The 25,407-nt window shown below is 71.5% G+C and carries 28 protein-coding genes; 17 read left to right on the forward strand and 11 right to left on the reverse strand.

Features of this window, described 5'->3' with window-relative positions; all coding sequences use genetic code 11:
• The first annotated feature begins 2 nt into the window (after nucleotides 1-2).
• Both ACK4HH_RS03950 and ACK4HH_RS03955 read left to right on the forward strand, forming a co-directional pair.
• Nucleotides 3-926 carry an SMP-30/gluconolactonase/LRE family protein gene (locus ACK4HH_RS03950; RefSeq protein ID WP_409648484.1) on the forward strand — a complete coding sequence of 308 codons (924 nt, stop codon included), beginning with the start codon at nucleotides 3-5 and terminating at the stop codon, nucleotides 924-926.
• Nucleotides 923-2,926, forward strand: coding sequence for an amylo-alpha-1,6-glucosidase (locus tag ACK4HH_RS03955; RefSeq protein WP_409648486.1), 2,004 nt, complete (start codon nucleotides 923-925; stop codon nucleotides 2,924-2,926). The genes ACK4HH_RS03950 and ACK4HH_RS03955 overlap by 4 nt, the downstream gene beginning before the upstream one ends.
• On the opposite strand, the gene ACK4HH_RS03960 is transcribed toward ACK4HH_RS03955, so the two are convergent.
• From ACK4HH_RS03960 to ACK4HH_RS03970, 3 genes are all read right to left on the reverse strand, one after another.
• A complete protein-coding gene (locus ACK4HH_RS03960; protein WP_409648488.1) occupies nucleotides 2,849-3,088 on the reverse strand; it encodes a hypothetical protein in 240 nt (79 codons plus the stop codon). The two genes, ACK4HH_RS03955 and ACK4HH_RS03960, sit on opposite strands and share 78 nt — an antisense overlap.
• Nucleotides 3,089-3,145: 57 nt before the next feature.
• Nucleotides 3,146-3,448: a hypothetical protein gene (locus ACK4HH_RS03965; protein ID WP_409648489.1), complete on the reverse strand. Its 303-nt coding sequence runs from the start codon at nucleotides 3,446-3,448 to the stop codon at nucleotides 3,146-3,148.
• An 83-nt stretch (nucleotides 3,449-3,531) separates the two neighbouring features.
• Nucleotides 3,532-4,632: an NAD(P)-binding domain-containing protein gene (locus tag ACK4HH_RS03970; protein WP_409648491.1), complete on the reverse strand. Its 1,101-nt coding sequence runs from the start codon at nucleotides 4,630-4,632 to the stop codon at nucleotides 3,532-3,534.
• A 160-nt stretch (nucleotides 4,633-4,792) separates the two neighbouring features.
• On the opposite strand from ACK4HH_RS03970, the gene ACK4HH_RS03975 reads away from it, so the two are divergent.
• Complete coding sequence (locus ACK4HH_RS03975) at nucleotides 4,793-5,008, forward strand: DUF3073 family protein (protein ID WP_409648492.1); 216 nt, start codon at nucleotides 4,793-4,795, stop codon at nucleotides 5,006-5,008.
• 4 nt (nucleotides 5,009-5,012) lie between these two features.
• Here the strand turns inward: ACK4HH_RS03975 and purM are convergent, their stop codons facing one another.
• A complete protein-coding gene (purM, locus tag ACK4HH_RS03980; protein ID WP_409648494.1) occupies nucleotides 5,013-6,110 on the reverse strand; it encodes a phosphoribosylformylglycinamidine cyclo-ligase in 1,098 nt (365 codons plus the stop codon).
• Between the two features lie 73 nt (nucleotides 6,111-6,183).
• Between purM and purF the strand changes: the two genes are divergently transcribed.
• Nucleotides 6,184-7,641 (forward strand): amidophosphoribosyltransferase, encoded by a 1,458-nt coding sequence (gene purF / locus ACK4HH_RS03985; protein WP_409648496.1) that lies wholly within the window; start codon nucleotides 6,184-6,186, stop codon nucleotides 7,639-7,641.
• Between the two features lie 4 nt (nucleotides 7,642-7,645).
• Here the strand turns inward: purF and ACK4HH_RS03990 are convergent, their stop codons facing one another.
• Together ACK4HH_RS03990 and ACK4HH_RS03995 are read right to left on the reverse strand one after the other, a co-directional pair.
• Nucleotides 7,646-7,969 carry a hypothetical protein gene (locus ACK4HH_RS03990; protein ID WP_409648498.1) on the reverse strand — a complete coding sequence of 108 codons (324 nt, stop codon included), beginning with the start codon at nucleotides 7,967-7,969 and terminating at the stop codon, nucleotides 7,646-7,648.
• 34 nt (nucleotides 7,970-8,003) lie between these two features.
• Nucleotides 8,004-8,360, reverse strand: coding sequence for a sterol carrier family protein (locus ACK4HH_RS03995; protein ID WP_409648500.1), 357 nt, complete (start codon nucleotides 8,358-8,360; stop codon nucleotides 8,004-8,006).
• Between the two features lie 35 nt (nucleotides 8,361-8,395).
• Between ACK4HH_RS03995 and purD the strand changes: the two genes are divergently transcribed.
• From purD to ACK4HH_RS04040, 9 genes are all read left to right on the forward strand, one after another.
• On the forward strand, nucleotides 8,396-9,643 hold the full coding sequence (gene purD / locus ACK4HH_RS04000) for a phosphoribosylamine--glycine ligase (protein ID WP_409648502.1): 1,248 nt from the start codon (nucleotides 8,396-8,398) through the stop codon (nucleotides 9,641-9,643).
• Nucleotides 9,643-10,509 carry a phosphoribosylaminoimidazolesuccinocarboxamide synthase gene (locus ACK4HH_RS04005; RefSeq protein WP_409648504.1) on the forward strand — a complete coding sequence of 289 codons (867 nt, stop codon included), beginning with the start codon at nucleotides 9,643-9,645 and terminating at the stop codon, nucleotides 10,507-10,509. Before purD ends, ACK4HH_RS04005 begins: the two co-directional genes overlap by 1 nt.
• A gap of 121 nt (nucleotides 10,510-10,630) precedes the next feature.
• Entirely contained in the window at nucleotides 10,631-11,548 is a 918-nt protein-coding gene (locus ACK4HH_RS04010) for a VOC family protein (RefSeq protein ID WP_409648505.1), read from the forward strand.
• Nucleotides 11,549-11,632: 84 nt separating this feature from the next.
• Nucleotides 11,633-12,448 (forward strand): SGNH/GDSL hydrolase family protein, encoded by an 816-nt coding sequence (locus ACK4HH_RS04015; protein ID WP_409648507.1) that lies wholly within the window; start codon nucleotides 11,633-11,635, stop codon nucleotides 12,446-12,448.
• A 44-nt stretch (nucleotides 12,449-12,492) separates the two neighbouring features.
• On the forward strand, nucleotides 12,493-13,254 hold the full coding sequence (locus ACK4HH_RS04020) for an SGNH/GDSL hydrolase family protein (protein WP_409648509.1): 762 nt from the start codon (nucleotides 12,493-12,495) through the stop codon (nucleotides 13,252-13,254).
• 26 nt (nucleotides 13,255-13,280) lie between these two features.
• On the forward strand, nucleotides 13,281-13,964 hold the full coding sequence (locus ACK4HH_RS04025) for a nucleoside/nucleotide kinase family protein (RefSeq protein WP_409648511.1): 684 nt from the start codon (nucleotides 13,281-13,283) through the stop codon (nucleotides 13,962-13,964).
• 61 nt (nucleotides 13,965-14,025) lie between these two features.
• Entirely contained in the window at nucleotides 14,026-14,292 is a 267-nt protein-coding gene (gene purS / locus ACK4HH_RS04030; protein WP_409648513.1) for a phosphoribosylformylglycinamidine synthase subunit PurS, read from the forward strand.
• Nucleotides 14,292-14,987 carry a phosphoribosylformylglycinamidine synthase subunit PurQ gene (gene purQ, locus ACK4HH_RS04035; RefSeq protein ID WP_409648515.1) on the forward strand — a complete coding sequence of 232 codons (696 nt, stop codon included), beginning with the start codon at nucleotides 14,292-14,294 and terminating at the stop codon, nucleotides 14,985-14,987. Before purS ends, purQ begins: the two co-directional genes overlap by 1 nt.
• 4 nt (nucleotides 14,988-14,991) lie before the next feature.
• Nucleotides 14,992-15,480: a DUF3817 domain-containing protein gene (locus ACK4HH_RS04040; RefSeq protein WP_409648517.1), complete on the forward strand. Its 489-nt coding sequence runs from the start codon at nucleotides 14,992-14,994 to the stop codon at nucleotides 15,478-15,480.
• Nucleotides 15,481-15,495: 15 nt separating this feature from the next.
• Here ACK4HH_RS04040 and ACK4HH_RS04045 read toward each other — a convergent pair whose 3' ends face one another.
• Nucleotides 15,496-16,719: a mechanosensitive ion channel family protein gene (locus tag ACK4HH_RS04045; protein ID WP_409648519.1), complete on the reverse strand. Its 1,224-nt coding sequence runs from the start codon at nucleotides 16,717-16,719 to the stop codon at nucleotides 15,496-15,498.
• 186 nt (nucleotides 16,720-16,905) lie between these two features.
• Between ACK4HH_RS04045 and purL the strand changes: the two genes are divergently transcribed.
• Nucleotides 16,906-19,284, forward strand: a complete 2,379-nt coding sequence (gene purL / locus ACK4HH_RS04050; RefSeq protein WP_409648521.1) for a phosphoribosylformylglycinamidine synthase subunit PurL — start codon at nucleotides 16,906-16,908, stop codon at nucleotides 19,282-19,284.
• A gap of 10 nt (nucleotides 19,285-19,294) precedes the next feature.
• Here the strand turns inward: purL and ACK4HH_RS04055 are convergent, their stop codons facing one another.
• Complete coding sequence (locus tag ACK4HH_RS04055; RefSeq protein ID WP_409648523.1) at nucleotides 19,295-20,272, reverse strand: Abi family protein; 978 nt, start codon at nucleotides 20,270-20,272, stop codon at nucleotides 19,295-19,297.
• 171 nt (nucleotides 20,273-20,443) lie between these two features.
• On the opposite strand from ACK4HH_RS04055, the gene ACK4HH_RS04060 reads away from it, so the two are divergent.
• Together ACK4HH_RS04060 and ACK4HH_RS04065 are read left to right on the forward strand one after the other, a co-directional pair.
• The gene (locus ACK4HH_RS04060; RefSeq protein WP_409648525.1) at nucleotides 20,444-22,375 is read left to right on the forward strand and encodes an HAD-IC family P-type ATPase; all 1,932 of its coding nucleotides are present in this window, start codon (nucleotides 20,444-20,446) and stop codon (nucleotides 22,373-22,375) included.
• A gap of 66 nt (nucleotides 22,376-22,441) precedes the next feature.
• Complete coding sequence (locus ACK4HH_RS04065; protein WP_409648527.1) at nucleotides 22,442-22,903, forward strand: hypothetical protein; 462 nt, start codon at nucleotides 22,442-22,444, stop codon at nucleotides 22,901-22,903.
• Here the strand turns inward: ACK4HH_RS04065 and ACK4HH_RS04070 are convergent.
• Both ACK4HH_RS04070 and ACK4HH_RS04075 read right to left on the reverse strand, forming a co-directional pair.
• Entirely contained in the window at nucleotides 22,824-23,768 is a 945-nt protein-coding gene (locus tag ACK4HH_RS04070) for a DMT family transporter (protein WP_409648528.1), read from the reverse strand. The genes ACK4HH_RS04065 and ACK4HH_RS04070 overlap by 80 nt on opposite strands.
• Nucleotides 23,765-24,079, reverse strand: coding sequence for a chorismate mutase (locus ACK4HH_RS04075; protein ID WP_409648530.1), 315 nt, complete (start codon nucleotides 24,077-24,079; stop codon nucleotides 23,765-23,767). The genes ACK4HH_RS04070 and ACK4HH_RS04075 overlap by 4 nt, the downstream gene beginning before the upstream one ends.
• A 73-nt stretch (nucleotides 24,080-24,152) precedes the next feature.
• Between ACK4HH_RS04075 and ACK4HH_RS04080 the strand changes: the two genes are divergently transcribed.
• Nucleotides 24,153-24,818 carry a hypothetical protein gene (locus tag ACK4HH_RS04080; RefSeq protein WP_409648532.1) on the forward strand — a complete coding sequence of 222 codons (666 nt, stop codon included), beginning with the start codon at nucleotides 24,153-24,155 and terminating at the stop codon, nucleotides 24,816-24,818.
• Here the strand turns inward: ACK4HH_RS04080 and ACK4HH_RS04085 are convergent.
• Entirely contained in the window at nucleotides 24,815-25,402 is a 588-nt protein-coding gene (locus ACK4HH_RS04085; protein ID WP_409648534.1) for a GNAT family N-acetyltransferase, read from the reverse strand. The two genes, ACK4HH_RS04080 and ACK4HH_RS04085, sit on opposite strands and share 4 nt — an antisense overlap.
• Nucleotides 25,403-25,407: the final 5 nt, after the last annotated feature.

Here is a 25,407-nt window from a genome sequence, read left to right on the forward strand (position 1 = left end):
CCGTGACGACGCTCGACGGCCTCGGCTTCCCCGAAGCGCTGCGCTGGCGCGGCGGAGCGCTGTGGTTCAGCGACATGTTCCGCTCGCGCGTGATGCGCTGGGTGCCGGGGTCGCCTGCTGTGGTGCTGCTCGACGCCGCGGGCGGCGGGCCGACCGTGCCGGGCGGGCTCGGGTGGTTGCCCGACGGATCGCTGCTTGTTGTCGACTGCGAGCAGCGCCGCGTGCTGCGGGTTCCGCTCGACGCCGACGGGCGCGCCGCGGGCGCGGTGACGGTGCACGCGGACCTCGCCGACCTCATGAAGCATTCCGCGAACGACATGCACGTCGATCCCGACGGCACGGCGTGGGTCGGCGGCTACGGATTCGACCCCGAGCACGACGAGCCGGTGCCCTCGCCGCTTGTGCGCGTGGCGCCCGACGGCACGGTCTCGACCACCGCATCCGTCTTCGTCTTCCCCAACGGCTGCGAGCGCGACGCGACCGGCGCCCTGCTGGTAGCCGAGACCTTCGCCGACTGTGTCAAGACGTATTGGCGTCAAACGGATTTCACACTGCGTGCACGGCTTCCCGCCGGCAGCGGGCCCGACGGGCTCTCGATCGCGCCCGATGGCACCGTCTACGTCGCGCTCGCCTTCGCGGGTGCCCTCGCGCGCCTGGCCCCGGCCTCCCCCACCGAGAGCGACGCGGCGCCGGATGCGGAGCCCACGATCGTCTACCGCGCCGAGCCGATTACCGCCGGCCCCGGGGCCGGCCCGCTCGGGGTCTACGACTGCGCGGTGCTGCCCGACCCCGGGCTGCCCGACCCCGCGCCCGGCGACACCGCCCGCACCACCCGCCACCGCGTCGCCGTCGCCACGGCGAGCCTCGACGAAAACCTCGCGATGCGCGTCGACACCGGCCGCATCACGATTCTGGAGCTGCCATGACCCACCCCCGCCAGCCCCTGCTGCACGACGAGCTCGTCACCCTGCGCGCGCCGACCCAGGTCTGGTCGGCGACCGACGGAACGATCGGCGCTGCTGCCATCCACGGCATCGCCCACTCCGACGTGCGCATCGTGCGCGCGCTGCGGATGATCGTGGGGGGCGAGGTTCCTGAGCACATCCGCACTGCGACGCCCTCGGCCGATCGTGCGAGCGTGCACGCACTGCTGCGCAACCTCGACGACCCCACACCCGACCCGGGCGTGCGCGTGCGGCTCGACCGTGTCGTCACGATCGGCGGGTGCGCTGACACGATCACCCTGTCGACGCGGCACGACGCCGCGATCGCGACCACGGTCGAGGTGCACCTCGACCCCGACGCCACCCTCATCGACGCCCTCAAGCGGGGCCTGCCTCCGGCCCTCGAACTGTCGGTCGAGGTCGACGGCGACACGGCGCGCTGGTCCGGTGAGCGCGTCACGGCGACGCTGACGACCGAGGGGCTGAGCATCCACGTGACCCCCAGCGGTCTGGTGCTGCGGGCCGACGTGACGGTGCCCGCTCGCGGGTCGGCCAGCGTCGCATGGCGGCTCGACGCCGACGACGCGATCGGCGCCGTGCGCGGCGACGCGCGGCCCGTGCCCTGGAGCCGCCCCGAGGTGCACGCGGGCGACCAGCGCCTCACGCGCTGGGTCGACCGCGCGCTCGACGATCTCGACGCGCTGCGCATGACCACGGCGCAGCATCCGGAAGAGACGTTTCTCGCCGCCGGCGCCCCCTGGTTCTTCACGCTCTTCGGTCGCGACTCGCTGTGGGCCGCGCGCATGATGCTGCCGCTCGGCACGCAGCTGGCGGGCAGCACCCTGCGCGTGCTCGCGGGCCTGCAGGGCACGCGCGACGAGCCCGAGTCGGCGCAAGAGCCGGGCAAGATCATGCACGAGCTGCGCCGACAGTCGCTCGTGATCGACGACGACATCACCCTGCCGCCGCTGTACTACGGCACCGTCGACGCCACCCCGCTCTGGGTGTGCCTGCTGCACGACGCCTGGCAGTGGGGCCTGCCCGACGACGAGGTGCGCGCCCTGCTGCCGAACCTCGAGGCGGCCCTGGGCTGGATGCGCGACAGCGGCGACGCCGACGGCGACGGCCTGCTCGAGTACATCGATCGCAGCGGGCACGGCCTGGCCAACCAGGGCTGGAAGGATTCGGGCGACAGCGTGCAGTGGCGCGACGGCTCGCTCGCCGAGGGCCCGATCGCGCTGTGCGAGGTGCAGGCCTACGCCTACGAGGCGGCCATGGGCGGCGCGGCGCTGCTCGAGGCCTTCGACCGCCCCGGCGCCGACGAGTGGCGGGCCTGGGCCGAGCGCCTGCGCACGGCCTTTCACGCCGCGTTCTGGATCACCGACGCCGAGCGCTGCGGCGACCTCGGCCCCTACCCGGCCATCGCGCTCGACGCGCAGAAGCGCCCTGTCGACACCGTCACGAGCAACCTCGGGCACCTGCTCGGCACGGGCTTGCTCGACGCCGAGCAGTCGGCGCTCGTCGCCGCCCGCCTCGGCTCGCCCCAGCTCGACTCGGGCTACGGCCTGCGCACGATGTCGACCGACTCGGCCGGCTACTGGCCGCTCAGCTACCACGGCGGCTCGGTGTGGACCCACGACACCGCCATCGCCGTGCTGGGGCTCGCCCGCGAAGGGCACGACACGGTGGCGACCTCGCTCGCGCGCGGACTGCTGCGCTCCGCCGAGGGCTTCGACTACCGCATGCCCGAGCTGCACTCGGGCGACCCGGTCGACGAGGTCGGCCTGCCGGTGCCGTACCCCGCCGCCTGCCGCCCACAGGCGTGGTCGGCGGCGGCGTCGGTGGCCGTGCTCAGCGCGGCCCTGGGGCTGCGACCGGATGCTGCGGCCGGCGCCCTGCACTCGTCACCGTTGCGGGGCCTCGGGTCCGTCGCCGTGCGCGGGCTGCGCGTCGGCGACCGGTCGGTCGACGTCGGGCTCTGAGCGCTGCGCCTGCTCGCTCGAAGGCTGCGAGCCCGAGGCCTCGCGCTCGGCGAGCGAGCGGCGCACGGCCGGGCCCAGCACGATCACGGCGACGGCCAGCAGCACGAGCAGCAGCACGCCGAGCACGGCGGCGGTGAGCAGAACGATGATCGAGAGATCCACGCGCTCAGCATGACACCGCCCGCGGGCGCTGCGCCCGCCCGCTCCGAGCCGCGTCGTTCAGAGAAGCGTCGCGGCGAGGAAGGCCGCGTAGGCGGCGAGCGCCGCCCAGGCGGTGACGTCGATCGCGCGCTTCGGCGCCCGGGCGAGCACGAGCGCCGCGGTCGTCGCGAGCAGCGCCCAGCAGATCGAGTGCCCGAAGCGGATGAGCCACGACTGCACCCCCGTGGTCAACGCGGCGCGCTCGGGCACGACGAACAGCCACAGCACGGCGAGGCCGAGGCTCACCACGAGCCCGCCGACGGCGAGCGCGGTGCGATGCCGCTCGACGAACCGAGGGCGCGGGGCGGGGCTCGTAGTCATGCCCCCAGGCAAGCAGGTGCGCGGCCCGGTGGGCATCCCCCGATCGGTGGATGCTCGCGCGACGACCGCCGGACAGCGCGCGCCTAGCGCCCCATCTTGCTCAGTGTCGCCACAACCTGCCGCGCGATGTTGCGACCCGCGCGGTTCGCGCCGATGGTCGAGGCGGCCGGGCCGTAGCCGGCGAAGAACACGCGCGGATCACGTGCCGAGTGGTGGCTCGCGACCGAGACGCCGCCCTCTTTCTCGCGCAGCTTGAGCGGGGCGAGGTGGCGCAGCTCGGGCCGAAAGCCGGTGGCCCAGATGATGGCGTCGGCGGCCTGGCGCGTTCCGTCCTGCCAGACCACAGCATCCGGCTCGATCGCCGTGAACATGGGCTTGAAGTCGAGCACCCCGCGATCGAGCGCGGCCTGGATGCGGCGCGTGCGCGGCACGCCCGTGCCCGAGACGATGCTCGGCAGAGCGCGACCGGCGCGCGCGGCCTCGTCTTGCGCCGCGACGGCCTGCTCGGCGGCCTCGAGGTTGAGCTCGACCTCGTCGAGGAACTCAGGCGGGCGCCGGGTGGCCCACGTGATGCTCGCGGCGTGGCCCTCGAGCTCGAGGATGAACCCGATCGCGCTCGTGCCCGCGCCCACGACGACGACGTTGAGGCCCGCGAACTCCTCGGCGGCCACGTAGTCGGCGGTGTGCACCTGCCGGCCGAGAAATCCGTCGCGCCCGGGGTACCAGGGCACGAACGGCGAGCCCCACGTGCCGGTGGCGTTGACGACGGTCGAGGCGCCCAGCTCGAGCGGCCCGTTCTCGGTCGTGAGGCGCACCAGCAGGTCGCGGCCGAGGTCCTCCACCTGCGTCACGGCGGCGGGGCGCACCACCTGCAGGCCGTAGTACTCTTCGTACCGCCGGTAGTAGTCGGCCACGACCTCGCGCGCCGGAGCGTGGTGGTCGGCAGTCGTGAAGCTCAGCCCCAGCTCGTCCATGCCGGGCAGGTCGTTGACGCGGTGGGCCGAGCCGAGGCGCAGCGCCTCCCACCGAAACTGCCACGCGCCGCCCGTGCCGGGGCCGCGGTCGAGCAGCACGAATTCTTGCCCCGCCTCGAGGCCGAGCCGCCGCAAGTAGTAGGCCACCGAGAGGCCCGCTTGCCCCGCTCCGATGACCACGCACGAGGTCGTCAGGTCGGGGGCAGTCACCTGCCCTACGCTACCCCGTGCGCGGGATGCTGCGGCAGGGCAACCGGGTCGGCTCACGGGCCGTGCGTGCTAAACTTCCGCACAGTTTTTCTACCGTCCCGACTCGGCATTCTGGGGTTCTCCCTAGCTCACCCGACGACACACTGTGAGGGGGTCACGCATGGGGCGCGGCCGACAGAAGGCGAAGCACACCAAGGTGGCTCGCGAGTTGAAGTACTTCACTCCCGACACGAACCTGACGGCGCTCGAGCGTGAGCTCGCGGCTGCTGCGCACGCCGACGAGTACGAAGACAAGTGGGCGCACCTCGTCGATGACGAGGATGACCTCGACGACGAAGACGACGACGCGGCGAACCCGGCGGCCCAGACCGCCTAGAGCGTCAGCTCGCGGCGTACGAGCCGACGAGCTTCACGGCTCCGCCGTTCACGCCCTTCGCGCCTTGCTCGAACCCGGTGAGGTCACGCGCGGCCGTCGAGACGCGGCCGACGACCCACGCGGGAACGCCACGACTCTCGAGCGCGCGGATGACCGAACTCGCGGTGTCGTGGGCGACGACGGCGAGCATCCCGAGCCCGAGGTTCCACGTTCCCTCGGTCGACTCGAGGCTGTCACCCGCGAGGTCGGCGAGCACGCGGAAGACCGCGGGCGGGCTCCACGAACCGCGGTCGACCTCGACCCAGCTGCCCACGGGCAGCACGCGCGCGAGGTTGGCGGCGATGCCGCCGCCCGTCACGTGGCTGAGGGCGTGGATCGCGCCGGGCAGCTCGGCGAGCGTGTCGAGCAGCGGCGCCGTGTAGAGCGCGGTGGGGGTGAGCAGGGTCTGGCCCACGACGCCGCCGAACTCGGGCAGCTCGTCGTGGTAGCCGATGCCCCGCGAGGCGAGGATGTGCCGCACGAGCGAGAAGCCGTTCGAGTGCAAGCCCGAGCTCGCCATGGCGATGACGACGTCGCCGTGCTGCACGCGCTCGGGCCCGAGCACGTCGTCGGCCTCGACCACGCCGACCGCGGCACCCGCGACGTCGTAGTCGTCGGGGCCGAGCAGGCCGGGGTGCTCGGCGGTCTCGCCGCCGACGAGCGCCGTGCCGGTGGCGGCGCAGGCTTCGGCGATGCCGCGCACGATGTCGGCGATGCGCTGCGGGTGCACCTTGCCGCACGCGATGTAGTCGGTCATGAACAGGGGCTTGGCGCCCACGACGACGATGTCGTCGACGACCATCGCCACGAGGTCTTGGCCGATCGTGTCGTGGATGTCGAGGGCCTGCGCGATCGCGACCTTCGTGCCGACGCCATCGGTGCTCGTGGCGAGCAGCGGGCGGCGGTAGCCGAGCAGCACGCTCGCATCGAAGAGGCCCGCGAAGCCGCCCACCCCGCCGAGCACCTCGGGGCCGTGCGTGGCGCCGACGGAGGCCTTCATGAGCTCGACCGCGCGGTCGCCGGCCGCGGTGTCGACGCCGGCGGCGGCATAAGAATTCGTCATTCGTTCATCCGTTCCGCGGTCTGACAGACTGGCCTGCGTCACCGTCAACCTTACGGTCTGGAGCACGCCCCGCATGTGCGGCATCGTCGGCATCGTCTCGTCGAGTCCCGTCAACCAGCAGGTCTACGACGCGCTGGCCCTGCTGCAGCACCGGGGGCAAGACAGCACCGGCATCGCCACGGCCGAGGGCCGCGTGCTGCACATGGCGAAGGCCAAGGGCCAGGTGCGCGAGGCCTACCGCACGCGCGACATGCGCAGTCTGCTGGGCACCATGGGACTGGGGCACGTGCGGTACGCCACCCGCGGTTCAGCATCCAGCGAAGAAGAGGCGCAGCCGTTCTACGTGAACGCGCCGTACGGCATCATCCTCGTGCACAACGGCAACCTCACGAACACGCGCGAGCTCACGCGCGAGCTCTTCGACGTCGACCGCCGCCATCTCAACACCAACAGCGACACCGAGCTGCTCGTCAACGTGCTCGCGCACGAGCTGCAGGCCCAGGTCACGGGCGACGACCTCGATCCCGACCAGGTGTTCGCGGCGATCAGCCGCCTGCACGAGCGCGTCGAGGGCTCGTATGCCGCGATCGCGCTCATCGCGGGCCACGGGCTGCTGGCCTTCCGCGACCCCTTCGGCATCCGCCCCCTCGTGCTCGGCCGCCGCACGACGGGCCTCACGGGCGACGAATGGGTCGTCGCGAGCGAGTCGCTCGTGCTCGAGGCCGCCGGCTACGAGACCGTGCGCGACGTGGCGCCCGGCGAGGCCGTGTTCATCTCGGCCTCGGGCGAGATGGTGTCGAAGCAGTGCGCGGCGAACCCGCGCCTCATCCCCTGCTCGTTCGAGTACGTCTACCTGGCCCGGCCCGACTCGATCATGAACGGCATCTCGGTCTACGAGGCCCGGCTGCGGCTCGGCGACCGCCTCGCCGACACGATCGCGCAATACACGCCCAAGGGCGACATCGACGTCGTCATGCCGATTCCCGACTCGTCGCGCCCCGCCGCCATGCAGGTGGCCCAGAAGCTCGGCATCGAGTACCGCGAGGGCTTCTACAAGAACCGCTACGTCGGCCGCACCTTCATCATGCCGGGGCAGGCCGAGCGCAAGAAAAGCGTCAAGCAGAAGCTCAACGCCATGTCGAGCGAGTTCGCCGGCAAGAACATCCTCATCGTCGACGACTCGATCGTGCGCGGCACGACCTCGAAAGAGATCGTCGAGATGGCCCGCGCGGCCGGCGCCAACAAGGTCACCTTCACCTCGGCCGCGCCCCCCGTGCGCTACCCGCACGTCTACGGCATCAACATGCCGACGCGCACCGAGCTCATCGCGCACGGCCGCAAGATTCCCGAGATCAACACCGAGCTCGGCAGCGACTACCTGATCTACCAAGAGGTCGCCGACATGCAGGCCGCCATCGTCGAGGGCAGCGGCATCGAGTCGCTCGAGATGAGCTGCTTCACGGGCGACTACGTCACCGGCACGGTGAGCCCCGAGTACCTGCGCTGGGTCGAGCAGAACCAGCTGAGCTAGCGGCTCAGTCTTCGAGCTCGCCCTCGACGGGGGCGGCGTCGACCACGTGACGCTCGGCCGCGACCGTGCGGGCCTGCCGGCGCGAGCGGCGGTCGAGCACGATGCCGATGAGGGCGCCGACCACGACGCCGATCGTGACGCCATAGAGCGAGAAGTACCCGACGAGCGCGGGCAGCCCCACGAGCGGGTCGGCCGGAAAGAGCGGGGTCACGATGAGCACGACGAGAAAGCCGACGAGCCCGCCCACCGCCATGAAGGCCGGAATCTTCGGGGCTCGACGAACCTGCACGGTCTCGCGCTGCGGGGCGGGTTCGGTGGGGTCGCTCACGCGTCCATCTTGGCGCACCGGGCTGAACGGCGCGTCAATACGCGAGCGGGAACAGCGCCGACAGATCCGAGCGGGCTCCGGATGCGTGCACGCGGCCCGCCGACGCCGCCTCGACCCACACGAGCGATCCCGTCGCAATCGCGACGAAGGTCTCGGCGTCGAGCTCGACCACATTGGGCGGCGTGCCGCGCGTGTGCCGCGGGCCCTCGACCGCCTGCACGGCGCCGAAGGGCGGCACGCGCACCTCGACGCTGCGGCCCGGGCTGGCCTCGGCGAGCGCCTGCAGCAGGTAGCGCACGGCCATCGCGAGGTCGGAACGCTCGGCGGTGCCGGCGAGCACCGCGCGCACAGCATCCCGCCCCGTCTGCTCGTCGATGCGCGCTCGGGCCATGCTGCGAGGGTACCGGCGCTGGGTAGGCTGACCGCGTGAGAATCCTCGTCCTCGGTTCGGGTGCCCGCGAGCACGCCATCATCACGGCCCTGCTACGCGAGGATTCTGCGCACGAGATCACCGCGGCCCCCGGCAACGCCGGCATCGCCACGGTCGTGCCGACGGTCGCGCTCGACGCGACGCGCGGCGACGTCGTGGCCGACTACGCGGTCGACAACGACATCGAGCTCGTCGTGATCGGCCCCGAAGCGCCGCTCGTCGCCGGCGTCGCCGACGCTGTGCGCCGCCGCGGCATCGCCGCGTTCGGCCCCGGCCAGGCTGCCGCCCAGCTCGAAGGCTCGAAGGCCTTCGCGAAACGCATCATGGACGAGGCGGGCGTGCCCACGGGGCGCGCGATCCGCGCCGGCACCCTCGCCGAGGCCGAGGCCGCGATCGACGAGCTCGGCGCCCCCTACGTCGTCAAGGCCGACGGGCTCGCGGCGGGCAAGGGCGTCATCGTCACCGACGACCGCGCCGCCGCCGTCGACCACGCGGCGCACTACCTGCAGCAGGGCGGGGTGCTCGTCGAAGAGTTCCTGGCCGGCCAGGAGGTCAGTCTCTTCTTGCTGAGCGACGGCCACACGGTCGTGCCGCTGAGCCCGGCGCAAGACTTCAAGCGCATCGGTGACGGCGACACGGGCCCGAACACCGGCGGCATGGGCGCGTACTCGCCGCTGCCGTGGGCGCCCGAGGGCTTCGTCGACGAGGTCATCCGCACGGTAGCCGAGCCGACGGTGCGCCAGCTCGAGCGCGAAAAGACCCCGTTCATCGGCCTGCTCTACTGCGGTCTGATCGTCACCGAGCAGGGCATCCGCGTCATCGAGTTCAATGCGCGCTTCGGCGACCCCGAGACGCAGGTCGTGCTGCCGCGGCTCGTCACGCCGCTGAGCGAGCTGCTCTTCGCGGCGAGCACGGGCCAGCTCGCGGGCGTCGCCCACCCGCAGTTCAGCGACGAGGTGGCCGTCACGGTCGTGCTCGCGAGCGAGGGCTACCCCGTCACCGCCGCGCCTAATCGCCCCATCACGGGGCTCGACGAGGCGGCCGCGGTCGAGGGCGTCACGATCGCCCACGCCGCTACCGCGCGCTCGGCCGACGGCTTTGTCGCGACGGGCGGCCGCGTGCTGAGCGTCGTCGCCACCGGCGCCGACTTCGCCGAGGCCCGCGCCCGCGCCTACGAAGCGATCGGCCGCATCGGACTCGAGGGCGGCCAGTACCGCACCGACATCGCCGCGCGGGTCGTCTGATGCCGGATGCTCTCACCGCGCCCGGCTGGACCCACGTCTACTCGGGCAAGGTGCGCGACCTCTACGCGCATGCCGGGCATCTGACCCTCATGCTCGTCGTCGCGAGCGATCGGGTCAGCGCGTTCGACCACGTGCTCGAGCCCGGCATCCCCGGCAAGGGCGCGCTGCTGACCCGGCTCACGCACTGGTGGTTCGAGCGGCTGGCCGTGCCGAACCACCTGGCGGTCGGCGACGACCTGCCCGCGGTGGCGGCCGAACTCGCCGACCGCGCGATGCTCGTGCGGCGGCTCGACATGCTGCCGATCGAGTGCGTCGTGCGCGGCTACCTCACCGGCTCGGGCTGGGCCGAGTACCAGGCCTCGGGCACGGTGTGCGGCATCCCGCTGCCCGCCGGGCTGCACGACGGCGACCGCCTGCCCGAACCGCTCTACACGCCCGCCTTCAAGGCGCCGCTCGGCGAGCACGACGAGAACATCAGCTTCGAGCGCTCGGTCGAGCTCGTCGGTCTCGAACGGGCAACCCAGTTGCGGGATGCGTCGCTCGCGATCTTCGCCGCGGCGAGCGCCATCGCGGCCGAGCGCGGCGTGCTGCTCGCCGACACGAAGTTCGAGTTCGGCACCGACCCGGCCACGGGCGTGCTGACCCTCGCCGACGAGGTGCTGACGAGCGACAGCTCGCGGTACTGGGACGCGGCGCTCTACGCGGGCGGCGGCCCGAACCGCATGGACAGCTTCGACAAGCAGATCGTGCGCGACTGGCTCGCCGCCCACTGGGATCGCACTGGCGAGCCCCCGGCCCTGCCGGCCGAGATCGTCGAGCGCACGGCCGCGCGGTACCGCGAGCTCATCGACCGCCTCTGCGCGTAGCCCGTTCCTCTCCAGATCTGGGGCAGAAGGGCGCTTCGGCCGCGCGCATTCGCCGTTTTAGGGCGAATCTGGGCTGCTCTGGGCAGGGAATGGCGCGGGATGCGCGGCGGTTGACTCGGGCATGACCGACTCCACCCGGCTCGCCGCCGACACCTCCATGGGGCCGGTGACGCTCGACGTGGCCCACCTCGACGCGATGACGGCGTACTACCGCGACGCGGTGGGCCTGAGCGTGCTCGACTCGGCGGGGCCGGTCGTGACGCTCGGGCGCGCCGGCCGCGCCGCGGACGGCGCCGCGGGTGACGGCGGTGCAGCATCCACACCGCTCGTCGTACTGCGGCACAGCCCGACCCTGCGGCACGCGGGGCCGCGCGAGGCCGGGCTGTTCCACACGGCGATCCTGTTCGAGACGCAGGCGGCCCTCGCCGCCGCCGTCTACACGGTCGCGACGACGCACCCCAACCGCTTCACCGGCTCGAGCGACCACATCGTCAGCCAGGCCTTCTACTTCGACGACCCCGAGGGCAACGGCGTCGAGCTCTACTGGGATCGCGACCGCACCCAGTGGTCGTGGGTGCACGGCACGGTCGAGATGGCGACGCTCTTCCTCGACCCCAACGGCTTCTTGCGCGAGCACCTCACCGACGAGGCGCTCGCCGCGCACGGCTCCGCGCCCGCGGTCGTCGGGCACGTGCACCTCAGCGTCGGCGACATCGCCACCGCGCGGCGCTTCTACGTCGACCAGCTCGGCTTCGACCTGACGAACGCCTACCGCGAGCAGGCGATCTTCGTGAGCGCCGGCGGCTACCACCACCACATGGCGATGAACGTGTGGCGCAGCAGCGGTGCCGGTCGCCGGATGCCCGCGCTCGGGCTCGGCCAGGTCGACCTCGTGCTGCCGAGCGCCGACGAGCTCGGCGCCACGGCCGAGCGGCTGCAGCACCACGGGGTCGCGGTGCGCGACGACGGGCGCACCCTCGAGCTCGACGACCCCTGGGGCACGCTGCTGCGACTGACCCCCTTGGCAGAGCCAGTCTAGATTTGCCCCAGAGTGGCGGAACCGTTCGGCCTAAGCGCCTTTGTGCCCCAGATCTGGCACGGGAGGGGCGCCTAGGCTGGGTGGGTGGACGAGTACCGAGTTCCGCGCCGGCTGCGGTTGAGTCGCGCGATCGCGGCCGCGCAGGCTCCCGTGCTGCTGCCGCAGGGGCGCCGGCTGCGGCGCGAGACCCCGCGGCTTCCGGATGCGCCGCTGCCGTGGTCCGGTGTGGTCGCGGGGCGCGTCGAGGGCGGCGGCGACCGCGACGGGTGCGATGACCCGGGCGGAGCATCCCGCCCCCTGCACCTGCTCGTGATCGGCGACTCGACGGCCGCGGGCGTCGGCGTCGACCACGCCGACCTCGGCCTCGGCGGGCGACTGGCCGAGGCGCTCGCCGCGCGCACCGGGCGGCCCGTGCACTGGCGCGCGGCAGGGCGCAACGGCGCGACGGCGCGCGATCTCGTGCGGCAGTACCTGCGGCCCGCGCTCGAGGGGCCCACCGACCTCGTCTTCCTCACCGTCGGCGCCAACGATGCGCTCGCGCTGCGGTCGGCGCGGGCGTTCCGCCGCGACATCCGGCGCATTCTCGAGCGCACCTTCGCCGCGCATCCTGAGACCGCCCTGCTGATGTCGTCGCTGCCGGCGTTCTTCCGGTTCCAGCTGCTGCCCGAACCGCTGCGGCGCAGCCTCTACCGGCACTCGCAGGCGCTCGAGCGCGAGGCGCGGCAGCTCGTCGGGGCCGCGCCGCGCGCGCACATGTCGCCGCCCCCACCGCCGTACACCGAGGGCTTCTTCGCGAGCGACGACTTTCACCCGAGCGCGATCGGCTACAAAGACTGGGCCGACTTCGCGGTGGAGGACGCGTGGAGCGTCGGCTTTGGACGGCTGCTCGACGATCACTGACCGCCGCGCCTGCACAGCGCCACGACCGGCCTAGACTCGCGCCCATGACCTCGAGCCCTCGCCCGCTGCGCGGCCGCCGCCTCAGCCGGGCCATCGTGCTCGCCCTCGCGCCCATCATCGTGCCCCAGACGGTCAAGCTGCGGCGGGTCGTGCCCCTGCTGCCCGAGCCGCCCCAGCCCTGGGAGGGCGGCGGCGGAACCGACCCCATCCGCCTGCTCGTGCTCGGCGACTCGCTCGCGGTGGGCGTCGGGGTCGACGACGCCGCCGACGGGCTCGCGGGCTGCCTTGCCGCCGAGCTCACCGCCGCGACCGGGCGGCCCGTGCGCTGGCGGGCCCGCGGGCGCAATGGGGCGACGGCGCGCGACGTCATCCGCGACCACCTCGACGACGCGCTCGCCGAGCCCACCGACGTCGTCGTCATCAGCCTCGGCGCGAACGACTCGATGCAGATCCGCTCGCACCGCGCCTTCCGCCGCGACATCACCCGAATTCTGCGCGCGGTGTTCAGCGCGCACCCCGAGGCGATCGTGCTGATGAGCGCGCTGCCGGCGTTCCACCGCTTTGGCCTCCTGCCCGAACCGCTGCGCACCACGCTCGCCCTGCACGCGCAGTCGCTCGAGGTGAGCGCGCGCCGCGCCTTCGAGCGCTTCCCGCGCGCCCACATGACCCCGCCGCTGCCGCCCTACGGCCCCGACCACTTCGCCACCGACGACTTCCACGCGAGCGCGAGCGGCAATATCGAGTGGGCGCAGTTCATCGTCGACGACGCCGTGGCGCACGGTATCGCGGCGCGCATCCCGGCGTGAGCGGGAGCGAGAGCGGAGAAGCCGCGGTGTCCGGGGGCCGCGCGCCGATCGACCTGCCCGCCCTCGCCGCGATCGTCGAGGGGATGCTCGCCGCGCGCACGGCATCCACCCCGCTGCTCGTGGGCCTGGCCGGGGCGCCCGGCGCCGGCAAGTCGACCGCGGCCGCCGAGGTCGCCGCCCTGCTGCCCGGCTCGCGCGTGCTGCCGATGGACGGCTTTCACCTTCCGCAGGCCGAGCTCGTGCGGCTCGGACGCCGCGAGCGCATGGGCGCCCCCGACACCTTCGACGTCGACGCCTTCGTCGCGCTGCTCGAGGCCCTGCGCGATGCACGCGGTTCAGGAAGCGCGGTGCGCGCGCCCGGGTTCGACCGGCGTGTCGAGGAGCCCGTGCCCGACGCGATCGAGCTGCTTCCTGAACGGCGAACCGGCGACCCGGCCGCGGGCGCGGCCGAGGTGGGCGCGATCATCGTCGAGGGCAACTACCTGCTGCTGCGCGAGCACGGCTGGCACCGCGTCGCCCCGCTGCTCGACGTCACGGTCGGCGTCGTGCTCGACGAGGCCACGCGCCACGACCGCCTCATCGCCCGGCACATCGCCTTCGGCAAGAGCCCGGATGCGGCGCGCGCCTGGGCGCTCGGCCCCGACGAGCGCAACGCGGCCGCGATCGCGGCAACGCTCGAGCGCGCCGACCACGTGCTCGCCGCGCGGTAGCCCCGCGCCCGCTCGGTAGACTGGCGGCATCCACCCGCCGACCCACCCCGGGGAGTCCACCGTGCCCACCATCGTCGTCGAGGTCATGCCCAAGGCCGAACTGCTCGACCCGGCCGGCAAGGCCGTCGCGGGGGCGCTGCACCGCCTCGGTCACGAGCGCATCGGCGATGTGCGCATCGGCAAGCGCTTCGAGCTGCACGTCGACGGCGAGGTCGACGCGGCCCTGCTCGAGACGGCCCAGCAGCTCGCGGCCGACATGCTCAGCAACGGTGTGATCGAAGACGTCATCAGTGTTCACGTCGACGGCGTCGCCGGAGAGACCCGCTAGTGCGCATCGGCGTCGTCACCTTTCCGGGCTCGCTCGACGATCGCGACGCGCAGCGGGCCATCCGCCTCGCGGGCGCCGAGCCTGTCGCGCTCTGGCACGGCACCCACGACCTGCAGGGCGTCGACGCGATCGTGCTGCCGGGCGGCTTCAGCTACGGCGACTACCTGCGCTGCGGTGCCATCGCGGCGCGCTCGCCGATCATGGCCGAGGTCATCGATGCGGCGAACAGCGGCATGCCCGTGCTGGGCATCTGCAACGGCTTCCAGATTCTCGTCGAGGCGCACCTGCTGCCCGGCGGGCTGATCCGCAACGATCACGGAGACTTCATCCGGCGCGACCAGCGCCTGCGCGTCGAGAGCACCGATAGCGCCTGGACGAACGGCTTCGCGCAGGGGCAAGAGATCACCATCCCCCTGAAGAACGGCGAGGGCGGCTTCATCGCTGACGAATCCACGCTCGATCGCCTCGAGGGCGAGGGTCTCGTCGCCTTCCGCTACCTCGACGTCAACCCCAACGGCTCGCTGCGCGACATCGCGGGCCTGCGCAACGAGCGCGGCAACGTCGTCGGCCTCATGCCGCACCCCGAGCACGCGGTCGAGCCGGGCTTCGGCCCCAACACCCCCGCGGCCATGCGCTCGGGCGTCGACGGCCTGACGTTCTTCACATCGGTGATCAAGCAGAGCGTGCTGAGCTAGTGGCGTGACGACGACCTCGGCCCCCGCATCCCGCCTGACCCCGAAAAAGCTCTACCGCATCGTCGCGATCGCCGAGGCGATCACGTGGACCCTCCTGATCACGGGCCTCATCCTTCGCGCCACGATCGGGCTCGACATCGCGGTCACAATCGGCGGCAGCATCCACGGATTCGTCTTTCTCGCCTACGGCGCCACGGCCGTGCTGACGGCGATCAACCAGCGCTGGGGCGTCGGCCTCGGGCTGCTCGCGGTCGCGACCGCGATCGTGCCCTACGCGACGATCCCCTTCGACATCTGGGCACACCGCACGGGCAAGCTCGAGGGCGACTGGCGGCGCGAGGCGTCGGACGACCCGCGTGATCAGCGCTGGTTCGACCGCTTGGTGCGGTGGATGCTCAACCACCCGTACCTGCTCGCCGCACTCATTCTGCTCGCGGTCGTGGTGCTCTTCACCGTGCTGCTGATCCTCGGCCCGCCGGTTCCCAAGGCCTAGCCGGCGTCGAGGCGCTCAGGCTCCCGCGCGGCTCGGGGCATCCGGGTCGGCCGAGGGTGCGAGCATCTGCTCGGCGCGCTGCTGGGCCTCGGGCGTTCCGCTGAACAGCTGGCGCTTCGCCGACTGGTCGGCGGGATCGACGGCAGGCGCCGTGTCCTCGGCGGAGGCACGATCGACCATAACGACGCGCGTACGCGGCATCGCGCCGGGGCTCTCGAGCTGCACCCACTCGACGAGCTGCTCGCGCACGTAGTTACGCAGATCGAAGAGCGATCCGGCGTCGGCCGCGCTCACGAGGATGCGCACGCGCACGAGGCCCCCCACGGCGTCGGCGACCTGCAGCACCGACACCCGGCGATCCCACAGCGGCGTGCCGTCGAGGATCTCGGCCAACCGCGACCGCATCGCGGCGGGGCTCACGCGCCAGTCGAGGTCGAGCTCGACCGAGCCGAGCAGTTCGCTGCCCGTGCGCGTCCAGTTCTCGAAGGGCGTGCTGGTGAAGTGCGTCGAGGGCACGACGAGGCGCCGGTCATCCCAGATGCGCACCACCACGTAGGTGAGCGTGATCTCTTCGATGCGCCCCCACTCGCCCTCAACGATGACGATGTCGTCGACGCGAATGGCGTCGCTGAAGGCGATCTGCACGCCCGCGAAGACGTTCGACAGGGTCGACTGCGCGGCGAGGCCCGCAACGATGCCGGCGAGGCCCGCCGAGGCGAGCAGGCTCGCGCCGAGCGCCTGCATCTCGGGGAACGTGAGCAGGGCGGCGCTCACGGCGGCCACGATGATGACGACGATCACGAGCCGCTGCAAGAAGGTCAGCTGGGTGTGCGCGCGGCGAGCGCCGCGGGTGGCGTCGGCGCCGATCGGAAACCGGCTCTTGGCGCCCTCGAAGGCGAAGTCGACGGTCTCGACGAGCAGCCACGCGAAGAGGCCGATGACGCCGATCGTCAAGGCGCGGTCGATCGCCTCGGAGAACCGGGTCTCGGGCGCCGCGAGGTCGACGGCGATCCACACGGCCACGACGAGCAGCAGCAGGCGCAGCGCGCGGCGCGTGTGCCGCAGCAGCACGGCCGTCCACGGCTGGCGCGGCGCGCTCAGGCGCACGACGAGCTCGACGAGCACGATGACCACGACGGCGACCGCGAGCATGAGCACCGTCAGCACGATGAGAAAGGCCCAGCCGCGCTCGGGCACCCCCTCGGCGTCGACGAGGTCGAACAGCGTCAGCGGGCTCATGCGCTCAGCATCTCGCGATCACTGGTTGAGCGCGAGACCCAGAAACATGGCGCCGAGAAACACGAGCACGCCGATCGCGGCGTAGGTCCAGATGGTGCGAGCGTTCATGCGGGGCTCCCAGGGGCGGTTCCATCGGCGGTTCGGGGTCGACCTGACCAGCCTAGGCCCGCCGGTAGGCTGAATGCCGTGACGAGCCCCGCGCAGATTCCCGCTCCCGACACCGTGGCCAACGCCGCCGCCACCCCCGACAAGGTGCAGCCGTTCGAGGCGCTGGGGCTCAAGGCCGACGAGTACCAGGCCATCAAAGATCTGCTCGGCCGCCGCCCCACGAGCGGCGAGCTCGCGATGTACTCGGTCATGTGGAGCGAGCACTGCTCGTACAAGTCGAGCAAGGTGCACCTCAGGCAGTTCGGCAGCAAGGTCACCGACGAGATGCGCGAGCACCTCATGGTCGGCATGGGTGAGAACGCGGGCGTCGTCGACATCGGCGAGGGCTGGGCCGTCACCTTCAAGATCGAGAGCCACAACCACCCCAGCTACATCGAGCCCTTCCAGGGCGCCGCGACGGGCGTCGGCGGCATCGTGCGCGACATCATCTCGATGGGCGCGCGCCCTGTTGCGGTCATGGATGCCCTGCGCTTCGGTGCCATCGACCACGCCGACACGGCGCGCGTCGTCCCCGGCGTCGTCTCGGGCATCAGCCACTACGGCAACTGCCTCGGCCTGCCCAACATCGGCGGCGAGACCGTCTTCGACGCGGTCTACCAGGCGAACCCGCTCGTCAACGCGCTCGCCGTCGGCGTGCTGCGGCACGACGACCTGCACCTCGCGAACGCGCGCGGGGTCGGCAACAAGGTCGTGCTGTTCGGGGCGCGCACGGGCGGCGACGGCATCGGCGGAGCATCCATTCTGGCCAGCGAGTCGTTTGACGGGGCCAGCGCGGAGGAAGGCGGCCTTGACGGCGCCCGGAGCGAGCCGGCCGCAGGAGCGGCGGCCGGCCAGAAAAGCCGCAAGCGGCCCGCGGTGCAGGTGGGCGACCCCTTCGCCGAGAAGGTGCTCATCGAGTGCTGCCTCGAGCTGTTCGCGGCCGATCTGGTGCAGGGCATCCAAGATCTCGGCGCCGCCGGCATCTCGTGCGCGACGAGCGAGCTCGCGTCGAACGGCGACGGCGGCATGGTCGTCGACCTCGACCAGGTGCTGCTGCGCGACCCCTCGCTGACGGCCGAAGAGATCCTGATGTCGGAGAGCCAGGAGCGCATGATGGCGATCGTCGAGCCGAGCAAGCTCGACGCCTTCCTCGCCGTCACCGCCAAGTGGGATGTCGAGACGAGCGTGCTGGGGGAGGTGACCGACACGGGTCGGCTGATCATCCACTGGCAGGGCGAGACGATCGTCGATGTCGACCCCCGCACGGTCGCGATCGACAGCCCCGTGTACCACCGGCCGTTCGCGCGGCCCGCCTGGCTCGACGCCCTGCAGGCCGACGGCAGCGCCCGGCTCGCCCGCCCGGCCGACGACGCCGAGCTGCGCGCGCAGGCCCTGCGGGTGCTCGGCGGCCCGAACCTCGCCGACACAAGCTGGATCACCGACCAGTACGACTACTACGTGGGCGGCAACACGGCGCTCGCGACGCCCGACGATGCGGGCATGATCCGCGTCGACGAGGTGAGCGGGCTCGGCGTCGCGCTCGCGACCGACGCCAACGGCCGCTACTGCCAGCTCGACCCCTACGTCGGCGCGCAGCTCGCCCTCGCCGAGGCGTACCGCAACGTCGCCGCGACGGGAGCCGCGCCCCGCGCCGTCAGCGACTGCCTCAACTTCGGCAGCCCCGAGAACCCCGACGTCATGTGGCAGTTCGAGCGAGCGGTGACGGGCCTGGCCGATGCCTGCCTCGAGCTGGGCATCCCCGTCACGGGCGGCAACGTGTCGTTCTACAACCAGACCGGCGACGTGCCCATCCACCCGACCCCCGTCGTCGCCGTCATGGGCGTCATCGACCACGTCGACCGCCGCCTGCCCTCGGGCTGGCAAGACGAGGGCGAGAACCTCTACCTGCTGGGCATCACGCGCGACGAGCTCGACGGCTCGGTGTGGGCCGACGTCGTGCACGGCCACCTCGGCGGCCTGCCGCCCCGCGTCGACCTCACGGCCGAGAAGAACCTCGCGGGCCTCATGGCCGCGGCGGCGGAAGAGGCGCTCGTCACCTCGGCGCACGACCTCTCCGAGGGCGGTCTGCTCGCGACCCTCGCCGAGGGCGTGCTGCGCTTCGGTCTCGGCGCGCGCGTCTGGCTCACCGAGCTCATGGAGCGCGATGGGGTGGATGCCCTCGCCGCCCTCCTCTCGGAGTCGCAGGCCCGCGTGCTCGTGTCGGTGGCTCGTGAAGACGACGTGAAGTTCCGCGGCCTCTGTGAGGGGCGGGATGTGCCCGTGCTGCGCGTCGGCGTTACCGATAGCGAGGTCGACGGACTCGAGATCCAAGACCGCTTCACGCTGAGCCTCGCCGAGCTGCGGCACGCGCACCGCGACACGCTGCCCGCGCGCTTCGGGCCTGTCGTCGGCGGCTGAGGCGAATCTCTCAGCGCCACAAATCCAGGTCTTGCCAGTCAGCTGGAAAGCCAGCGTTGAGAAGTGAGCCTTGAGGAAGAGCCGGGAAAGTCTCGATGGTGGCTCGGATTCGTTCTCGCCACTCGCGACCCTCTGCACGTTCGCGAAGCAGCCACACCACGATGGCAATTGGCACATAGACCTTCACACGTGCAACGTTGTCGAGCTCTTGTAGGTGGTCAAGTGCGGTTATGCGGTTGGGCTTTGGTCGGCGGGCAACGGCGACTAGAGACCTGTTCCACAGGCGGGAGTGATGGGCAGCTACGTTTCTGAGCCCATTCAGCGAAGCGATCCAAGACGTAAACGTCTTCGGCTCATCGACGCCGAAATCTAGAGCGATTGCGCGACGCTGGGCTAGGGGAAGACCTTGCAGGAGCCTGCTTGTCTGGCCGAACTCCAAGAGCTCCGTCGCGACCCAGATTGGCAGCAGACCCTCGTACTTGTGCGCAAACCAACGAACGAAGGCTTCGTCCTCAGCCTTCCCAAGTCGTTCAAGATAGCGAATGAGCCACTCGTCATAGCGGCTGTGCCTAGCTTGGCTTGTCGTGGGCGGCTGGGCCGTGAACTCCGGAGCGAGCAACTCAGGCTTGTGGTGGACGAACGGGTCGAGCAAGCCCGCCTGGTAGGCAACCGACGTACGAAGTGCCACCTCTACGTGCTCCAAGCCATCTAGGAGGTCCAGCCTGAGGCGGCGATCGAACCGCCAAAGCTCGATAACGAGCTCGAACGTACTTCCTGGGACGTACGTGTCCAGGCGATCGTCGTGACCTGGAAGTGCGTCCGACTTGTACCCGCGAAGCGTGTGGAGGTAGGCCGTGAGCCTGTAGTAGCCGATGTCCTTCAATGACCGGAGGGCGCTCACGCGGTCATTCACCACCAAGCCTCGACTTTCGAGCTTGGCCAGTTGATCTTCGAATGAGAGGTGGGGCTTGGTGTACCTCGTACCCATGTCCGAACACTACGCACAAGGTGAGTAAAGACCAAAAAGAAAACCAGCCCGGGGCAGGAGATGCTCCTACCGAACGGGCTGGTCGTAACACCTAGAACAATACTCGAGAGCGGGGACATCGCCACACTTGACTTACAAGCTTCGTTAGCTGTGACCACTAGGCTCGCGCCCGTGACGACCTCCGGCGCGACCTCCCCCGCAGGGCTCAGCCTCGTCGAGGTGCGCTCGCGCACGCAGCTCGGCCAGACCAACGTGATGCCGAACGACACCGGCCGCTCGTTCTGGCGCATCATGCAGGCCAACCTGTTCACGCTCTTCAACCTCATCGTCGGCGGCAGCTTCGCGCTGCTGCTCGTGCTCGGCTACTGGCAAGACGCGCTGTTCGGCTTCTTCGTCATCGCCAATGTGGTGATCGGGGTGGCGCAGGAGTTCCGCGCGAAGCTCACGCTCAGCCGGCTCGCGGTGCTCAACGCCCCGAGGGCCCGCGTGCTGCGCGACGGCGCGGTGAGCGAGGTCGCCGTCGGCGAGGTCGTGCTCGACGACGTGCTCGTGCTCGCCGCAGGCGACCAGGTCACGGCCGACGCCGAGGTGATCGAGGCGCATGGGCTCGACGTCGACGAGTCGCTGCTGACGGGCGAGGCCGACCCGGTGGCGTCCCCCGCCGGGCGCGAACTCATGTCGGGGTCGAGCGTCGTCGCGGGCAGCGGGCTCGCGCGGGTCATCCGCGTCGGCGCCGATTCGTACGCCGCGCGCATCACCGCCGAGGCCAAGCAGTTCTCGCTCGTGCGCAGCGAGCTGCGCAGCGGCATCGCGCGCATCATCCGCTGGATCACTATCCTGCTGCTGCCGGTCGGTGCGATCGTCGTCAACGGGCAGATGCAGGCGGTCGGCGGCTGGGAGGTCGCGATCGCGACGGGCGCGTGGCGCGAGGCGACGGTGGCCTCGGCGGCGAGCCTTATCGCGATGATCCCGCAGGGGCTCGTCTTCATGACGAGTGTTGCCCTCGCGGTCGGCGCCGTGAAGCTCGCCCGCCGCGAGGTGCTCGTGCAAGAGCTCGCGGCCGTCGAGGGCCTCGCGCGCGTCGACATGCTGTGCCTCGACAAGACGGGCACGCTCACCGAGGGCCGCATGGTGCTGGACAGCGTGGAGCCCCTGACCACGACAGAGCTCGACCCTGCCGCCGAGGCCGCCCTCTCGTGGATGGGCGCCGATCGCGACGCCAACGCCACAGCCCGCGCCCTCGCCGAGCGCTTCGCGAACCCTCCCCGCGAGACCGGGGTGCGCGCGATCGAGTTCTCGAGCCGCCGCAAGTGGAGCGCCGTCTCCTTCGCCGACGGCCCCGCCCGCGGCACCTGGGTGGTCGGCGCGCCCGACATCGTACTGGCCGATGTGCCCGATTCGATGGATGCTCTCGCGCGGTTCGCCGCGCGCGCGACGGCCGGCGAGCGCACCGTGGTGCTCGCGCGCACCGACGTCGTGCTCGACCCCACGGTCGAGCCTGCCGAGGGCGAGCGGGCCCCCGAGCCCGAGCTGCCCGCGGGCCTGCGCGCCGTCGCCCTCGTGTCGTTCCGCGAGAAGGTGCGCGACGACGCGCATGAGACGCTCAGCTACTTCCGCGAGCAAGAAGTCGAGCTGCGCGTCATCTCGGGTGACGACCCGCGAACAGTGGCCGCGGTCGCGCGCGAGGCGGGCATCCTGCACGAGGGCCCCGGGTTCGACGCGCGCACCTTGCCGACCGACGAGGCCGCGCTCGACGCCGTGATGGCCGAGCACCGCGTCTTCGGGCGCGTGACCCCCGAACAGAAGAAGGCCATGGTGCTCTCGCTGCAGCGGCTCGGGCACACCGTGGCGATGACGGGCGACGGTGTCAACGACGCGCTCGCGCTCAAGCACGCCGACCTCGGCATCGCGATGGGCTCGGGCGCGGCGGCGACGCGTGCCGTTGCACGCCTCGTGCTGCTCGACGGCCAGTTCAGCCGCCTGCCGCGCATCGTCGCCGAGGGTCGGCAGGTCATCGCGAACGTCGAGCGGCTCGCCAAACTGTTCCTGTCGAAGACGACCTACGCCATCCTCTTCGCGGTCGTCTTCGGAGCGCTGCTGTGACCGTTCCCCTTCCTGCCCCGGCAGCTGTCGATCGTCGACGGCCTCACGATCGGGCTGCCCGCGCTCGTGCTCGCGCTGCTGCCGAACATCCAGCGCTACCGCCCCGGCTTCTTGAGGCGCGCTGCGCGGTTCTGCATCCCCTCCGGCCTCATCGTCGGCGGCACGCTCATCTCGGTCGTCGCCTACGCCTACCTCGGGGGCGCCGAGGCCGCGGTCGTGCAGACCACCGCCGTCATCACCCTCACGCTCACGGCGCTGTGGGTGCTCGTGATCCTGTCGCGCCCGTTCACGCTCGTGACGAGCCTCGTCGTGGTGGCGGCCTACCTCGGGCTGCCCGTGCTGCTGCTCATCCCGATCGTCACCGACTTCTTGCAGCTCGGCGCCCCGCCGCTCGAGCTGCTGCTCGTCGCCGTGGGCGCGAGCGCGATCGGCTCAGTCGCGCTCGAGATCACGCACCGTCTGGTGTCGCGCGCGGGCGACGACTCGGCAGCCGCAACCGCCGCTGCGCGAGCAGCACGCCGAGGATGACGAGCACGGCGCCGACGGGCTCGTTCCAGACGAGGGTCTCGCCGAGCACGAGCACGCCCAGCAGCACGCCGATGGGCGGCGAGATGTAGGTGACCGTCGCGGCCCGCGTTGGTCCCCAGGCGCGCACGACGTTCTGGTTCCAGGCGTAGGCGAGGCCCGTGCCGAGGGCTCCGAGCAGCACGATGGCGATGATCACCGTCGGCGTGAGCGTGACGGGGTCGGCGCCGATGACGGGCGTCAGCAGCAGCATCCACACCGCCGCGAGGCCGATCATGACGAAGCTGAACACGATCGCGCTCACGCCGCTGTCGGCGAGGAAGCGCCGCATGTACGAGAGGCTGAAGCCGTAGCAGGCGGTTGCGCCGAGCAGGGCGAGGTAGGGCACGATGCCGCCCGAGCCCGGCTCGATGCCTTGCCACGGGCCGACGATCACGACGACGCCGATGATGCCCACGACGATGCCGAGCACTTGCTCGCGCGAGAGCCTCTCGATGCGAAAGGCGAGCCCCGCGATGAGCGCCGTCATGATGGGCGTCGTCGCGTTGAAGATGCTCGCGACGCCCGAAGCGACATACTGCTGCGCCCAGGCGAAGAGCATGTACGGGATGACCGCGAAGGTCACCGAGAGCAGCAGCAGGTGCGCCCAAACGCGCCCCGATCGCGGCAGACGATCGCGCGTGACGAGCGCGATGAGCCCGAGGGTGATCGCGCCAAAGAGCGTGCGACCCGTCGCCACTTGGACGGGGGAGAGGCCCTCGAGCGCGAGGGCGATGAAGAGAAAACTCGCACCCCAGACGACCCCGGCGAGGGTGAACTGCAGCGCGATCCAGGCGTCGGAGGAGCGGGGTGGGGCCGCGGTGCTCACTCGGTATCGGTCGCGATCGTGCCCGTGGTGGCGATCTGCTCGTGGTGGTGGATGACCTCGGCGACGATGAAGTTGAACCACTTCTCGGCGAAGGCGGGGTCGAGCTGCGCCTCGATCGCGAGGGCGCGCAGGCGCTCGATCTGCACGCGCTCGCGCTCGGGGTCGCTCGGCGGCATGTTCGTGGCGGCCTTGAGGCGGCCGACGGCCTGGGTGCTCTTGAACCGCTCGGCGAGCAGGTGGATGAGCGCGGCGTCGATGTTGTCGATGCTGCGCCGCAGCGACGTGAGCTCGGCGAGGCCTGCGTCATCCATGGCTCGAGCGTATCGCCCGAGAGCCCCGTGCTGGCTCTGGAACTGCGGCGCCGCGGGGCTCTACAGTGTCGCCATGACGACGGATGCGCCCACCCCTCGCACCGGGCGCGACCACCCGGCGACGTGCGTTCTCGGCTCGGCCTTCGGCTGGTTCGCGGGTTCCCTCGCGATCACCCTGCTCTTTCAGGCCGTGACCGCGCTCTCCGACCTCGGCGGCTACTGCGCCCGCGGCGGCCCCTTCGAGATCGCGGTCGAGTGCACCGATGCGATCGTCGCGTTCACCCCCACGAGCATCATCGGCGGTCTCGTGGCGGTGTTCATCGGCTCGGTGCTCGCGCAGGGCTTCGGCGTCTCGATGCTCGCCTTCGCGTGGCCTGCGCTCTTCGTGAGCCTCGCCGTCACGTTCTTCCGCTCGTTCCTGCTCTACGCCGACCTCTCGGGCCTGCTCATCGGCATCATGTTCGTCGTCATGGGGCTCGCCCCGCTCGTGTTGATGCTGCGTTCGGCGCCGCAGCGCATGCTGCTGGGGCGGGTGGATGCCCAGGGCCGCCCCTTCTGGGAGGCCCACCCCGCACGCCCGCACGCCCTCTCGCTGCGCACGCCGCCCGCCCCCGGCGAGAACCATCCGACCGCCGGCGACTGGATTCTCGCCCTCGTCACCGCGATCGTTCCGACCCTCGCCGGCATCGCGCTGGGGATCGCCTGGTTCGGGGCCGTGGCCGCCGCCACCGCGGCCTAGGCGAGCCGCTCGAGCAGCCCCGCCCGCACGGCGGGCCACTCGTCGATCACGATCGAGTACACCGCCGCGTCGCGCCACGAGCCGTCGGCGCGCTGCGCGTCGCGCCGGGCGATTCCTTCGAACTGCGCCCCGAGCTTCTCGATGCCCGCGCGCGAGCGCGCGTTGCGCACGTCGGCCTGCAGCTTGACGCGGCCGTAGCCGTGGTCGAAGAGGTGGCCGAGCAGCAGCAGCTTCGCCGCCGGGTTGACGGATGATCCCCACTGGTCGGGTGAGTACGCGGTGTACCCGATGTGGGCCGACTCGGCCGCGGGGGCGAGGTCGAAGATGGTCGAGGTGCCGATGATCGTGCGGTGAGCATCCAGCACCACATACACGTGGGCGCGCCCGACTGGCAGGTAGGTGGGTAGCCACGCGGCGAACTCGTCGCCCGAGCGCGCGCCGGCGGGCCCGCCGCCCCAGCCGCCCGCGAAGACCTCGGGCCGCCCGAGGGCGGCGGTGAGGCCCGGCAGATGCGTCGGTTCGTAGGGCTCGAGCCGCAGGCCGTGACCCTCGAGCGCGGTGTAAGGCAGGTCAGCGGCGGTCATGAGCG

Source organism: Microcella sp., assembly GCF_046296455.1.
In the GTDB taxonomy this organism is placed as follows: Bacteria; Actinomycetota; Actinomycetes; order Actinomycetales; family Microbacteriaceae; genus Microcella.